The organism is Microbulbifer maximicatervae (SeqCode) (genome assembly GCF_052467225.1).
Window position 1 is genome coordinate 3,871,108 of sequence record NZ_CP174303.1, and the last position, 12,968, is coordinate 3,884,075.

Below are 12,968 nucleotides of genomic sequence, written 5' to 3' on the forward strand. Positions count from 1 at the left end.
CGCCTATCAAAGAGGAGCATAAAATAGGCCTGGTCCCCGCAACCCTGATGGTTGCAGGCAATATGATGGGCTCCGGGGTTTTTATGCTCCCCGCCAATCTCGCTGCAGTCGGCAGTATTTCCCTGATTGGTTGGTTGATAACCATTGTCGGCGCTATCTCCCTGGCCCTGGTATTTGCCAAGCTCGCCGCTATCTATCCCGCAGCCGGCGGCCCTTACGCCTATGCCCGCCGCGCTTTTGGCGATTACATTGGCTACCAAACCAACCTGGTTTACTGGCTGGCCAATGTAATTGGTAATGTTGCGCTGATTACTGCAGGCCTGGGCTATCTGACCCATTTTTTTCCACCGTTAAAAGACCCACTGACTTTTGCCATGGCCCAGGTTGCCATGGTCTGGCTGCTGACTTACGCCAATGTACTGGGGCCGCGCACCGTCGGTCGCATTCAATCCCTCACCACCGGCCTGGTTTTGCTTCCAATCCTCGGCACCGCTATTTTTGGCTGGTTCTGGTTCGACCAGCAAAACTTTACCAGCAGCTGGAATGTTTCAGGCAAGAGCGACCCCAGTGCCATTATGGCCAGCCTGACCTTCACGCTCTGGGCCTTTATTGGAGTGGAAACCGCCTCTGTATCCGCCGCAGTGGTAAAAGACCCCATCAAGAACGTCCCCATCGCGACCGTTGGGGGGGTAATCCTGGCTTCTATCGCCTATGTACTCAGCTCATCGGTCATTATGGGGATGCTGCCGAACCAGGAATTAATCAGCTCCTCCGCCCCCTTTGCCGATGCTGCTCGCCTGGCACTGGGAAATACTGCGGCCAATGTCGTAGCCCTGTGCGCCGCTATTGGCTGTATCGGTTCATTGGGCGGCTGGATACTGTTGGTGGGCCAGTCTGCCAAGGCGGCGGCAGATGATGGCCTGTTTGCAGCACTATTTGCCCGCACCAATAACAAAGGCGTGCCTACCGGCGGATTAACCCTGGTGGCCGTGCTGATGTCTGTATTGATACTTACCACTATATCGCCAACGGCCAGCCAGCAGTTTGGCAAAATTGCCTCTGTCGCTGTGATTATGACACTGATCCCCTATATCTATTCAGCGGTAGCTTTGCGGGTTTTGGCCTACGGCAAAATGCCGCCTCAGCAGTACGGACTGTTTACTGTGATTTTGCTGATTGCAGCGGTGTACTGCCTTGTGGCCCTGGTGGGATCTGACGGGCAACAAACCCGCTGGTCCCTGATCTTTGTGATTGCGACAGTCATTTTTTATGCGCTAATTTTAAATCGCCGTCGCAGCGTTGAAGAAAAACATTTTCTTCCTGGCGGGCCAGAACCAGCCTGGGTTCACTACTTTACTCTCTTTGCCACAATTGCTGCCCTGTGCCTGTTCTTCTGGTTTTCCGTGGGGCAATACCCGGACTTGGAATTGCGCCTGCGCGCACCCAACCCCTCAGGTCATCATCATGAAAGGCACATTGAACCCTAGACTCAGCGGGTTAGCGCCCCCTCGATGGTTTCCGCGGTAATTTCAGTAATCCCTTGGGAGTTGGATTCACGGTTACCCGCCACATTCAGCGTCTGCGGACGATTCTTGAGGATAAAGTCGCGCACCAGTTGTACTCGATCGGCATCTGTCGGATTGACTACCAAGTGTGGTTTTCCCGATGCCTGGCAGAACTCAATAGTAAACAGGGTGCCATCACTACTGGGATTGGTTGTGAAGATAACCGTGGCATCGGAGTTGCGGATATTCTCACGAGTACGCTCTTCCAGATTCGGGGACGTGTTTTCAATCAGCCCAAGCCCTTTCAGAAAATCCGGCCGATCACCCCTCTCAGTCCAGTAACCCTGTGGTGCTATGCCACCGGTGGCAATTCCCAGGCGTTGCCCCGCTAGCAAGCCGCCGGTATCCGCCCCTGTCTGACCTCCACTGATTATTTTCTCCGGTCGGAAGATCACTTTTCTCCCCCATATCGTTTATCGTCCTACTAGCTCGAGTTAGCAGATATCAAACCAGCGATAATTGGCATTGAAATTAACGATCGCAGCCACTAATTTATCTCCGACTCTAGTCTGGCCGGCAACGCTGTGAATTACTATCTGATACTGAAAACACTGCATATCCTCTGCGCCATAATCGTCCTCGGTACGGGGACCGGCATCGCTTGGTACACGCTAAGAGGCTGGCTTTCCGGAAATGCCCAAGTTATTCAGTGGGTCAGTCGGGAAACGGTACGGGCAGACTGGATATTTACCGGATCGGCGGTAATTGGTCTATTCGGTAGCGCAGTGGGTATGCTAATGATTAACCCAAGCTGGATGCTGCAAGCCTGGTTGCAATTGGCCGCCGGTCTCAGCGCAACCGTGTTCTTATTGTGGCTACCGGTTGTTTACCTTCAGTACCAGCTGCGTAAACATGCCAAAGAAGACGGCGATATAGACAAACTGCGCAAGCTAATGATGGCTTGGTGCCTGCTCGGTGCTATAGCTTTTCCCATTACCGTTGCCATTGTCTATCTGATGGTGTCCAAACCGGCACTCTAGGGACTCATACCTGGCCCCTTACTTTTCTGGTCCCCTGAGGGTCTTATAGCTCGCTCGATGACCAACATCTTTCCACTGCCGCTTGAAGTCATCGAGGATAACGCCGGACACAATTTCAGCATTACCCTCCGCGCTTTTATCCAAACGTTGTATCGCTTCTTTCTTACACAATGGAATAATAATTGCCGAACGCTCATGCCGGTCCATTCTCAACAGACGACTGCGAATATGCTCTGCCTCGCCGCCTGTGCAACTCGCATCTGTAATCACAAAGACGTTGGTATCACTATCGAGATCCGAGGCTATGGTGCCAAAACCTAGATCAAACTGCCGAAATACCACCCCTTTAAACAGCCCCTCCCCCACTTCCGAACCCGTAATAAAGGGCCAGGCATGTGCCAGAGTCCACAAGTAAGATTTACTTAGGACATATTGTAAGTGCTGATTGCGAACAAGCCCCAACTGAAACTGACGCTCAAAGGTCTCATCATTCAACTTGGCTTTACTGCAAATGGCCTTGGGAATAAGTTCTCCCTTGTAGCTGGTGGTTGGGATAACCACGACAAAATCATCAGCATCCCGCTTTTTCTCTAACGCCTTAAGAATGGTTGCCTGGAGATGTAAGACAAATTCCTCAGTGGTAATCACATCGTGTGGCAGCGCTGTGCCTTCCATTTCGAGGTTCATATAGAGTTTTTCCGCTCTATAAGCCTGAATAATCGGCTCCAACTCTTCTCGACTAAACAACAATTTTTCATCGAGGATTGCCTGTTCGTTAATTTTTTTTGCGTAGCAATCAATCAGTAGTTGATCTGCGGCATAGATACCGGAATTTCCCGAACCGACACAGCGGAAGTATTCTGCATCTTGCATCGACAAAAATCGTTCTATCACAGCTCTGCTAATGTCCCGGCCAAACAACTCATAAAGCGCACCTTCCTGCCTTGGTAAAAAATGTTCTTCCGAGTCCATCAACCGCTGAGATCGTTTAAGAACCACTTAAGCACACCTAATTCTTAATCCACTGCCATTAACCCGCATTAACAAATACGAATTATGTTAAACGCAACAATTTACAGAGTTCTGCATACTTCATCGAAATCCAACCGAGGGTTGCGCGGATATAATTTGTCAGTTTCGCCATAGCCAAGATTGCACAAGAAATTGGACTTAATATGACAATCGGGGAAGTGCTCCGGCAGAAAAGCCGGTGCTGAGCATTTGTCACTAAAGAATTCCTCATCAACTAATGCGTTATCAAACCCCGACATTGGGCCGCAATCGAGCCCCAGGGCCCTCGCAGCTAAAATAAAGTAGCCTCCTTGCAAGGAACCATTGCGAAATGCGGTAACCTCGGCGTATTCGGGGCTATCGGCAAACCATTCCCGCGCAGGAGTCTGGGGGTAGAGCCTCGGAAGGTGTTCATAAAAGTGCATATCGTAAGCAACAATGGCAGTCACTGGAGCCCGCATAGTTTTTTCAATATTTCCCTCATTAAGCGCTGGCTTGAGCCGCTCCTTAGCCTCCGTACTTACAACAAACACCAATCGCATAGGGCAACAATTAGCACTTGTAGGTCCGAATTTGACTAGGTCGTAAAGCTGTTTCAAAACCACTTCTGAAACCGGCTTATCCTGCCAATGACTATATGTTCGGGCTTTGTTGAACAACTGGTCGAGCAACTCAGAGGAAACAGGTTGCATAAGAGCTACCCCAAAATAACTTCGCTGGTAACAGTTTAGTTTGCGCCAGGCATTTCAAAGGAGCAGCAGAATCATTAGAAGATGGCAGGCCATCACCAGGTAGGTCACGATGCTGCGGGTGCGGAAATACTGATCCCTCCCGGGCAGATTGGGGTTCAACCGGGCCTCGGCCCAGACCACAAAACCGAAAGCAATTAGTAATACCGGTAATGCCCAAGTGGTGCGAAACATCAGCAGCGCCACCCACCCCACCAATGTCACCAGGTTACTCAGTAGCGCTAAAATCATCCTGTGCGGATGCCCCACTTGATTGAGTGCAGCGCCCCACCAAACACCGCAAAGAAAACTCAGAATCACCGCGCTATAGGCGGTGAACAGCAGGCGCGGAGTCACTCCCCAAAGGGAAAACCCTAACCACTGCATAATGATTCCTGCGACAAATGGAATCAAACCAAGGTAAGCCAGCCAGTCAAACAGCCGCGTATCTACTGGTGGGTAGTGATGGATGTCAGTGTCCATGTCGTCTAAGCTTCCAAGTCAAAGACAGTTTCGTCTCAAACAACAAGCTTAGCGGCAGGAGCAAGCAGCAATGGATGCCGAACAGAAGATTGACGTCAAACAAGCGCTGCGGGTGTTTGATAGGGCGACAAAGGAGGGGCGCAAGGAAGGTAACGAATGGCATTACCAGGGGCTGGCAGTCAGCACTGACTTTGACGGCTATACGGTTTTTATCAACTCCCCCAAAGTAAAACTCACCATATTTTTCCACAATAAATTTTCTGTGGATTCCACCAGTAGCAAAGAGCTCGAAGAGTTTATTCGGCTATTGAAAAAGCTTGATTCAGGATAAGAGAAAAGAACCTAGAAACCTCAAATAGAGGTAAATTTTAAACACCAAAATGAGACACATTGAGAGCAACTTTTCGATATTCACTAAAAGAACACCGTAAGCACAAATGGGGACACTATCCGCCACCAAGCTTAAAAATCTCAGAAAACCCAACGCATCCGGTTTAAAATTACAGCCTAATACTACCGCAGCTACCTTCCAGATAAATCGATCATCTTATGGACTTACGCGGGTGGCACAGAATTTTGAAGCCCAGCGAAACATTGACCCATCATTTCACCCAAAGTCCGCTGGGCTAAATCTTAAGCTTCCCCTAGTAGAATTTTAATTATTGCCCCAAGAATATAACCAACACTATCCGTCACTCCACCAGACACATCACTTCCAGCCATTAACATATCTGCTGAAATGGTTTTCCCTTCTTCAGATACTTGAGTGTGAATCACATCCTCATGTATTGAGCCAGCAAAACATACGCTGATAGTTAAGACCATAAAAAACAATTTATATATAACTTTCATTAACATTCCTCCTAATTGATCAAGTTTTCCTTCTTTCCTTCTTTCCATCCTCCAAAAATCTCCCTATTTTTGGAATATCCACATTAATGGATATTTGAACAGCCTTCAAACCTATTAGATTAAACTTAAAAATCTCATATGAAACCTTAATAGCTTCCATGAACGAAATAATACCTGCGAGATCAGCCTAGGCATAACTCCCTGACGGAACAAAGTAGCCAGCAAGATTGAACTTGCGGTTGCCAATATCTTCCGGATCATATTCAACCTCCCTGAAACCTAAAAAGCATCAACAACTCCAAAAGGTTCAGTGTTATCACTGGGAGACGCGCCTAGTACTTTTCTGCCACGGCTAAAAGCAGAGGACCACCACCTGCCAACATGGTAGAATTGTGTTTAAAAAATCCAATAGTTGGTTATCTATAACCAGATACTTCGTCAAACACCAGTCCCAAATAACACCATCTCCCCAGCTCCCCTTTAATATCAACCTTTACATTTCATTGCATGCAAATATTTTTTAACATCCTCAGGAGCCAATAAACAATTACAGCTTTGAAATATCTTGCTCCTAGCAACATCATTGGTCACACAAAAGATCATCTTGAGCATCAATACTGATTCAGAGTTAGCTATGTTGATGTTCAAACGGCAAAATATAACCTTTTTCGCCAGAGTAAAGTTGGAAGCTTGCCATGTCTTTTTTCAGTCCTTCTCGAGTAAGGCCAAATAGCCTCACACCCTAACAGGATTCTTTAATGGCTTTATTGATACAACCTTCTCGCCAAGGATAAATGTAAATCATGGTCATATCTACTGGAGAGCGTCCCAAGATCTTTATATTTTCTGCAAACTAAAATACTACGGCGTCTAAGTGATCAACCCCACCGTGAATACCGTTTTGCTTTATGAGATCTTGTGCAAAATTATTGAGTAAAGCACGGGATAGCCTTGCCTCTGTGCTTCTCTCGATATCTGTATATTTCTTGGAAATGAAAGATAGTTTTTCCATTACTTACTTTTTTGGGGGGAGGAGGGGAGAAATTCCGGACTACCTGGTACAAACTCACCATAACAATCATCCTGACTGATCATTACGCTCCTCAATCTTCAGTGCTCCAAGATCGTCGAATGCGGCCCCTGCAGTAACACCAATAGGTTTACCGCCCCAGGCTTTCCCGTTTTGGTGCATTTCTCAGGTAGCCTAAAAACTTCCTGAAATTAGCCCGTTGCCTAGTATCCCTCTCTTAATATGTCTTTAAGCAGTTTCATTAGCCCTTAATGCACTACAAAAAAGCATCCAACGAGCCACTTTCGTCTTCCTTAAATCACTCAGACAAAGATGCCCATAAACCACTTATGCTCTCTGATTACAGAATAACTGATTGAAAATAAAAGTTAATTAAGAAACGGCACTTAAACCTTCAAAAGGCGGTACTCAAAAACTGTACTTCCACACATTGGCTTTAAATTATAATTTTTACGGAAGGATGGTCAGTAGAAATCACTGTGCAGTACATACCTTTTTCAAGATTGTGGCCAACAGGGTATTGATGAACAGCCCCTAGTGTACGAGTTTGATCTTCTAGCGAGCTTACGATAGTACAGCTTACAAATACCCATTAGTATTAGTTTACTACCGCTCACCCAGCTTACTTATAGCGTTTGATCAGTCGATATCGACTTGTACCGGCGAGATCCCAAAGAGACCTGTGCTGATTTTTAGGGCACAAACGTAGGGTCGGGTCGGGTCGGGTCGGGTCGGGTCGGGTCGGGTCGGGTAAAGGTAACAGAATTACCAAGCAGCCCTACGATAATTCTATAACCAACGATTAGCGCTACCGCCGGTATGACCCCATATAGTGAGCTTAGGCAGCAAGAATTCTGGTGTTATCACTAAAGAATCAGGAAGCTTGGAGCCAATAAACATCAATTCGAAAGCTTCCTGTAAATCTGAGCCACCTTAGCAGGCCAAGCGAGAATTACTGCCCGGCACTCTCCGGCACACCACTGTGAAAGCGGAACTGTCCATCACTACCTTCCACTAATTCCTTTTCTTTCTCCAGCAGCACCTGAACCCTAGGTTGAATATCTTCATCGGAAGCCTTCTGGGCAAGATGCAGGTAATCGCGGAAGTGACGCGCCTCAGATTTAAGCAGGGAGAGATAAAACTTCTGCAACTCATCATCTAACTGAGGTGCAATCCGTGCAAAGCGCTCGCAGGAACGCGCTTCGATAATAGCGCCACAAATCAACGTATCAATTAAACGCCCCGGCTCTGCGCTGCGCACTTCAGCGCGAAGACCGGCTGCGTAGCGGGAGGCACTAACGTGGGGATAGGCGATGCCGCGCTTCTCCATAATCGCCAGCACCTGCTCAAAGTGGCGCAACTCTTCGCGAGCCAGACGCGACATTTTGTTCAGCAGCTCAAAGTCATTCAGATAGCGAAACATCAGGTTCAGGGCAGTACCCGCCGCTTTTTTCTCGCAGTTGGCATGATCGATCAGCATCATTTCCGGCTCCTTCAATGCCGCCTCCACCCAGGCATCGGGCGTGGGACACAGCAGGAATTCATTGATAGCGGACAGATCTGGGATTTGAGCATTCATAGGGCGAACAAACTTAACCGGAGCAAAATAACTTGGCGCGGGATTATAGCGGCCCCAAGCCACAAACGCCCACTATTAAACCGCCAGCGGGTACTACTTCACCGACTGACAGAGCCTGGCAGCAATTACCCAAGAAGGTCCCTAGTGATAAATACAATCAATTTGATAACGATTTATTAAGTGCATTAATATAAAATCACTTTTTATCCGGCATATCTGATGAATGACTACAGAACCCAGGCAAAAGCTATCCCACCGCTATTAGAAAATGTCCATGGTACCGCCCAAGCCCTGAGAGAATCCCTGGAATTGCTGCAAAATGCCGAGAAACCCTGGCAGCACTATCTACTTCAGCCCCCTTTCGCACAGGATGCCGCACTCAGTCTCAATCAGAGCTTTGAACGCCCCTATTCACTGTCGGGCGCTCTCTACTCGCAACTCGACTATCTGGAGCCCATTAGCGCCGGAGGAGATGCCCGCGCTACTTTACAGGTACCAGGTTTATTGGCGGTACCGACCAAAACCCTTGAGCTTGCCCAACAACTCAATAGCCACAAAGAGATCTTTGCCAAGGCTATTGCCGAACTTCGCAGCGCCCTAGCAGAGCGGCCAGTAGCTGAGCAGGATCGCACTGTGCGGGAAACCCTTGCGGATGCTGGGTACCCCCGCGCACATCTACGCCAATGCTACCGCCTAGTATTGATGTGCCCGAAGCGGCCGGATGCCATCACCCTTTCATGGATCAAGGCGCGTAAATCTATTCGCAAGGTCACGGTGAAATGGTGTGAAAAGAAGTTGGTGCAGCTCGACCCCCAAGGGTCCGATCCCGGTATCCAATATCAGCGCCAGCTACTCGCCGGGCTACACAAAAGCCAGCAGGAGGATTTACGCCAGGTGCAGGTACAGAGTCGCCCTAATCTCCAGGTAGCGGAAATCTTCTATGGGCACGAGCTAGGTGAGGAAGAGGAATATCATCAGGTCGGCTATTCCTCCATGCCGATTCTGGTAGAGGCCAACGAAGCCGGGCAACTGCCTGAATTCACCCGAGTTGACCACCAACCGAGCTTGAGTCGGCGGCGCCAGCGGCGGGATCTGGCAATCGCCAGTGAGCCCTTTCTACCGGCGCTCAGAGTATTTTTGCGCCAGCAGCGCTAAACCCAGGCTCTCAAATGGAGCTGCCATCAACTTTTGAACCTTCCTATGTAATACCAGGCGCCACATAGCGCTGGTAATAGGCGACAGACAGTGCGTAAAAATCCTCATCGATAAGGCGGCGAATTTCCACCAGTGGGACGCCGCGCGCCTGTGCAGTGAGTTGCAACCCAAAAGCCTTGAGGTCTGATATCTGGCTGGCCCCTGCCCTCAACAGTTCGAACACCCAACAGTAGGGATTTTGACTTTCATCAAAACGGACCCGCTGGTGATGAAGCTGCTCCAATAGCAGCTCGCGATCCACGATCTCCAACTGGCTGCGTACTGCGTTCACCAAATACCCTTCTCGGCGCTCGGCAATTACTCGGCGCTGTTCTTCACTATAGGCATTCCAATCAATAACCTCGTGTGCAAAGCGCTTGCAGCCACGGCAAACATCATCGCCAATTCCCGTGGAGCAAACACCGATACAGGGCGTGCGAACCTTCTTATACATTAACTATCCGACCAACCTATTTATGCCGCCCGCGCGGCCTTCAAATTGCGCGTAGCCTATTTTGTTTCCGCCGCCAAGAAAAGGGGGGAAGTACCAGCTGCCAAACCACTAAAATTCACCTAGCAAATAGTCATAATTCACTTAAATTATTGATTTTTCGATAAACTTAACAGCTGTAGGGCTTTCCTGTAGTATTCGCCCCCCGCCATCAGCGGCCTCGAAAAAAAAATCCCGGCTGACAGTTAATAGACCGGGAATTCCACCCGCTGTAGGTGCCACCCCACACACCAAGAGGGACTTATCAGTGCTTGAAGCCTATCGCAAACACGTCGCCGAGCGCGCCGAACAAGGCATTCCGCCAAAGCCATTGGACGCCGAGCAAGTCGCCGGCCTGGTTGAATTGCTGAAAAATCCGCCAAAAGGCGAAGAACAGGAACTGGTTGACCTGCTCACCCAACGCGTTCCGCCGGGCGTTGACGAAGCCGCTTATGTTAAAGCAGGTTTCCTGTCCGCCATTATCAAAGGTGAAGCAGAATCCCCGCTGATCGATCGCAAACACGCTGTAGAACTGCTGGGCCAAATGCTGGGCGGTTACAACATCTCCACCCTGGTCGAGCTGCTGGACGACAAAGATCTGGCCGAACTGGCTGCCGAGCAGCTGAAAGGCACTCTGCTGATGTTTGACGCCTTCCACGATGTGGAAGAGAAAGCCAAAGCTGGCAACGAATTCGCCAAAGCGGTAATGCAATCCTGGGCAGACGCCGAGTGGTTCACCAAGCGCAACAAAGTACCCGAGAGCATCAAAGTTGCCGTATTCAAGGTAACTGGCGAAACCAACACTGACGACCTGTCTCCGGCACCGGATGCCTGGTCCCGTCCGGACATTCCCCTGCACGCGCTGGCCATGTACAAAATGAAGCGCGACGGCCTGGAGCCAGAAGAAGCAGGTGTTACCGGTCCGCTAAAGCAGATCGAAGAAGTTAAAGCCAAGGGCCTGCCCGTTGCTTTCGTTGGCGACGTAGTAGGTACCGGTTCTTCCCGTAAGTCCGCCACCAACTCCGTGCTGTGGTACTTCGGTGAAGAAATGCCTGGCGTGCCCAACAAGAAAGGTGGCGGTATTTGTATCGGCGGTAAAGTTGCCCCGATCTTCTACAACACCATGGAAGATGCCGGTGCACTGGTATTCGAAGCCCCCGTTGACGAACTGGGCATGGGCGACGTTATCGAGATCCGCCCTTACGACGGCAAGATCCTGGCCGAAGACGGCAAAGTCCTGTCTGAATTCCAACTGAAGTCCGACGTACTGCTGGACGAAGTTCAGGCTGGCGGTCGTATCAACCTGATCATCGGTCGCGGCCTGACCGGCAAAGCCCGTGAAGCCCTGGGCCTGGCACCTTCCGAGCTGTTCCGCAAGCCTGAGCAACCTGCCGACACCGGCAAAGGTTACACTTTGGCGCAGAAGATGGTTGGTAAAGCCTGTGGCGTTGAAGGTATCCGTCCGGGCACCTACTGCGAGCCGAAAATGACCACTGTGGGCTCCCAGGACACCACTGGCCCCATGACCCGCGATGAACTGAAAGACCTGGCCTGCCTCGGCTTCTCCGCCGACCTGGTAATGCAGTCTTTCTGTCACACTGCGGCCTACCCCAAGCCCGTTGATATCAGCACCCAGCACACCCTGCCGGACTTCATCATGAACCGTGGCGGTGTTTCCCTGCGCCCGGCTGACGGCATCATCCATAGCTGGCTGAACCGCATGCTGCTGCCGGACACCGTAGGTACCGGTGGTGACTCCCACACCCGCTTCCCCATGGGTATCTCCTTCCCGGCAGGTTCCGGTCTGGTAGCTTTCGCCGCCGCTACCGGTGTTATGCCGCTGGATATGCCTGAGTCCGTACTGGTGCGCTTCAAGGGCAAAATGCAGGCCGGCATCACCCTGCGCGACCTGGTGCACTCCATTCCTCTCTATGCTATCAAGCAGGGCCTGCTGACCGTTGAGAAGAAAGGCAAGAAGAACATCTTCTCCGGCCGCATCCTCGAGATCGAAGGCCTGGAAGACCTGACTGTAGAGCAGGCATTCGAGCTGTCCGACGCCTCCGCCGAGCGCTCCGCTGCTGGCTGTACCATCAAGCTGTCCGAAGACACCATGTCTGAGTACCTGCGCTCCAACGTAACCCTGTTGCGCTGGATGATCGCTGAAGGTTACGGCTCCAAGCGTACCCTGGAGCGCCGCGCGCGCGCCATGGAAGAGTGGCTGGCCAACCCGAAACTGATGGAAGCGGACGCCGACGCCGAATACCTGGAAGTGATCGAGATCGATCTGGCCGAGATCAAAGAACCGATCGTATGTGCTCCTAACGATCCAGACGACGCTCGCCTGCTGTCCGACGTTGCTGGCGACAAGGTAGACGAAGTCTTTATCGGCTCCTGTATGACCAACATCGGTCACTTCCGCGCTGCCGGTAAACTGCTGCAAGAACACAAAGGTGGCATCTCCACTCGCATGTGGATCTCCCCGCCCACCAAGATGGACGAGCACCAGTTGATGGAAGAGGGTTACTACAACATCTACGGTTCTGCCGGTGCCCGCACCGAGATGCCTGGATGTTCCCTGTGTATGGGTAACCAGGCGCGTGTGGCACCGAACGCCACCGTACTGTCCACCTCTACCCGTAACTTCCCCAACCGTCTGGGCGATGGTGCCAACGTGTACCTGACCTCCGCTGAGCTGGCTTCTGTAGGCGCCATCCTGGGTAAACTGCCGACTCCGGCTGAGTACCAGGAATACGCACAGAACCTGGACTCCATGTCCAGCGAGATCTACCGCTACCTGAACTTCGATCAGATTGAAGACTTCCAGAAGTCTGCCGAAGAAGGCAAGCGCATCGCAGCGACTGAGATCCAGGAAGTGAATGTCTAATTGACAGCCTGATCCAGACGAAAAGCCCCGCTAACTAGCGGGGCTTTTTTTTGCCTATAGGAAAGATCTCAGCTTGCCCCAGCACAAAAAAATAGCTTTTAAGCTGGCGCACTTTACGTCTACATGGCTCGACACCAAGCTCTAGAATCTAGCCGACTATAATTAACTCCGA

At 50.5% G+C, this 12,968-nt stretch carries 12 protein-coding genes; 5 read left to right on the top strand and 7 right to left on the bottom strand.

The features are described from left to right. Positions 1 to 5: 5 nt before the first annotated feature. Complete coding sequence (adiC, locus tag ACJJIZ_RS16695; RefSeq protein ID WP_444916217.1) at positions 6 to 1,487, top strand: arginine/agmatine antiporter; 1,482 nt, start codon at positions 6 to 8, stop codon at positions 1,485 to 1,487. A gap of 2 nt (positions 1,488 to 1,489) precedes the next feature. Here adiC and ACJJIZ_RS16700 read toward each other — a convergent pair whose 3' ends face one another. After that, entirely contained in the window at positions 1,490 to 1,960 is a 471-nt protein-coding gene (locus tag ACJJIZ_RS16700; protein ID WP_444914182.1) for a YpsA SLOG family protein, read from the bottom strand. A 129-nt stretch (positions 1,961 to 2,089) separates the two neighbouring features. Between ACJJIZ_RS16700 and ACJJIZ_RS16705 the strand changes: the two genes are divergently transcribed. Further along, on the top strand, positions 2,090 to 2,545 hold the full coding sequence (locus ACJJIZ_RS16705) for a DUF2269 family protein (RefSeq protein ID WP_444914183.1): 456 nt from the start codon (positions 2,090 to 2,092) through the stop codon (positions 2,543 to 2,545). An 18-nt stretch (positions 2,546 to 2,563) separates the two neighbouring features. On the opposite strand, the gene ACJJIZ_RS16710 is transcribed toward ACJJIZ_RS16705, so the two are convergent. The 3 genes from ACJJIZ_RS16710 to ACJJIZ_RS16720 form a co-directional block, all read right to left on the bottom strand. Then, a complete protein-coding gene (locus ACJJIZ_RS16710; protein ID WP_444897788.1) occupies positions 2,564 to 3,544 on the bottom strand; it encodes a hypothetical protein in 981 nt (326 codons plus the stop codon). A gap of 74 nt (positions 3,545 to 3,618) precedes the next feature. Next, positions 3,619 to 4,248, bottom strand: coding sequence for a malonic semialdehyde reductase (locus tag ACJJIZ_RS16715; protein WP_444897789.1), 630 nt, complete (start codon positions 4,246 to 4,248; stop codon positions 3,619 to 3,621). A gap of 54 nt (positions 4,249 to 4,302) precedes the next feature. After that, entirely contained in the window at positions 4,303 to 4,767 is a 465-nt protein-coding gene (locus tag ACJJIZ_RS16720) for a DUF3429 domain-containing protein (RefSeq protein WP_444897790.1), read from the bottom strand. A gap of 70 nt (positions 4,768 to 4,837) precedes the next feature. Here ACJJIZ_RS16720 and ACJJIZ_RS16725 point away from each other — a divergent pair, with 70 nt between their 5' ends. After that, positions 4,838 to 5,098: a DUF3081 family protein gene (locus ACJJIZ_RS16725; RefSeq protein WP_413662543.1), complete on the top strand. Its 261-nt coding sequence runs from the start codon at positions 4,838 to 4,840 to the stop codon at positions 5,096 to 5,098. Between the two features lie 302 nt (positions 5,099 to 5,400). On the opposite strand, the gene ACJJIZ_RS16730 is transcribed toward ACJJIZ_RS16725, so the two are convergent. Both ACJJIZ_RS16730 and ACJJIZ_RS16735 read right to left on the bottom strand, forming a co-directional pair. Then, positions 5,401 to 5,667 (bottom strand): hypothetical protein, encoded by a 267-nt coding sequence (locus tag ACJJIZ_RS16730; protein WP_444914184.1) that lies wholly within the window; start codon positions 5,665 to 5,667, stop codon positions 5,401 to 5,403. A 1,934-nt stretch (positions 5,668 to 7,601) separates the two neighbouring features. After that, on the bottom strand, positions 7,602 to 8,228 hold the full coding sequence (locus tag ACJJIZ_RS16735) for a MiaE family protein (RefSeq protein ID WP_444914185.1): 627 nt from the start codon (positions 8,226 to 8,228) through the stop codon (positions 7,602 to 7,604). A gap of 219 nt (positions 8,229 to 8,447) precedes the next feature. On the opposite strand from ACJJIZ_RS16735, the gene ACJJIZ_RS16740 reads away from it, so the two are divergent. Then, entirely contained in the window at positions 8,448 to 9,383 is a 936-nt protein-coding gene (locus ACJJIZ_RS16740; protein WP_444914186.1) for a hypothetical protein, read from the top strand. Between the two features lie 43 nt (positions 9,384 to 9,426). Here ACJJIZ_RS16740 and ACJJIZ_RS16745 read toward each other — a convergent pair whose 3' ends face one another. Then, entirely contained in the window at positions 9,427 to 9,876 is a 450-nt protein-coding gene (locus ACJJIZ_RS16745; RefSeq protein ID WP_413662547.1) for a DUF1289 domain-containing protein, read from the bottom strand. A gap of 304 nt (positions 9,877 to 10,180) precedes the next feature. Here ACJJIZ_RS16745 and acnB point away from each other — a divergent pair, with 304 nt between their 5' ends. Next, the gene (gene acnB, locus ACJJIZ_RS16750) at positions 10,181 to 12,796 is read left to right on the top strand and encodes a bifunctional aconitate hydratase 2/2-methylisocitrate dehydratase (RefSeq protein ID WP_444914187.1); all 2,616 of its coding nucleotides are present in this window, start codon (positions 10,181 to 10,183) and stop codon (positions 12,794 to 12,796) included. Positions 12,797 to 12,968: the final 172 nt, after the last annotated feature.

Bases quoted from the DNA above. Each gene is read 5' to 3' on its own strand.
- ACJJIZ_RS16715 (WP_444897789.1), bottom strand. From the start codon at position 4,248: ATGCAACCTGTTTCCTCTGAGTTGCTCGACCAGTTGTTCAACAAAGCC.
- ACJJIZ_RS16720 (WP_444897790.1), bottom strand. From the start codon at position 4,767: ATGGACACTGACATCCATCACTACCCACCAGTAGATACGCGGCTGTTT.
- ACJJIZ_RS16725 (WP_413662543.1), top strand. From the start codon at position 4,838: ATGGATGCCGAACAGAAGATTGACGTCAAACAAGCGCTGCGGGTGTTT.
- ACJJIZ_RS16730 (WP_444914184.1), bottom strand. From the start codon at position 5,667: ATGGAAAGAAGGAAAGAAGGAAAACTTGATCAATTAGGAGGAATGTTA.
- ACJJIZ_RS16735 (WP_444914185.1), bottom strand. From the start codon at position 8,228: ATGAATGCTCAAATCCCAGATCTGTCCGCTATCAATGAATTCCTGCTG.
- ACJJIZ_RS16740 (WP_444914186.1), top strand. From the start codon at position 8,448: ATGAATGACTACAGAACCCAGGCAAAAGCTATCCCACCGCTATTAGAA.
- ACJJIZ_RS16745 (WP_413662547.1), bottom strand. From the start codon at position 9,876: ATGTATAAGAAGGTTCGCACGCCCTGTATCGGTGTTTGCTCCACGGGA.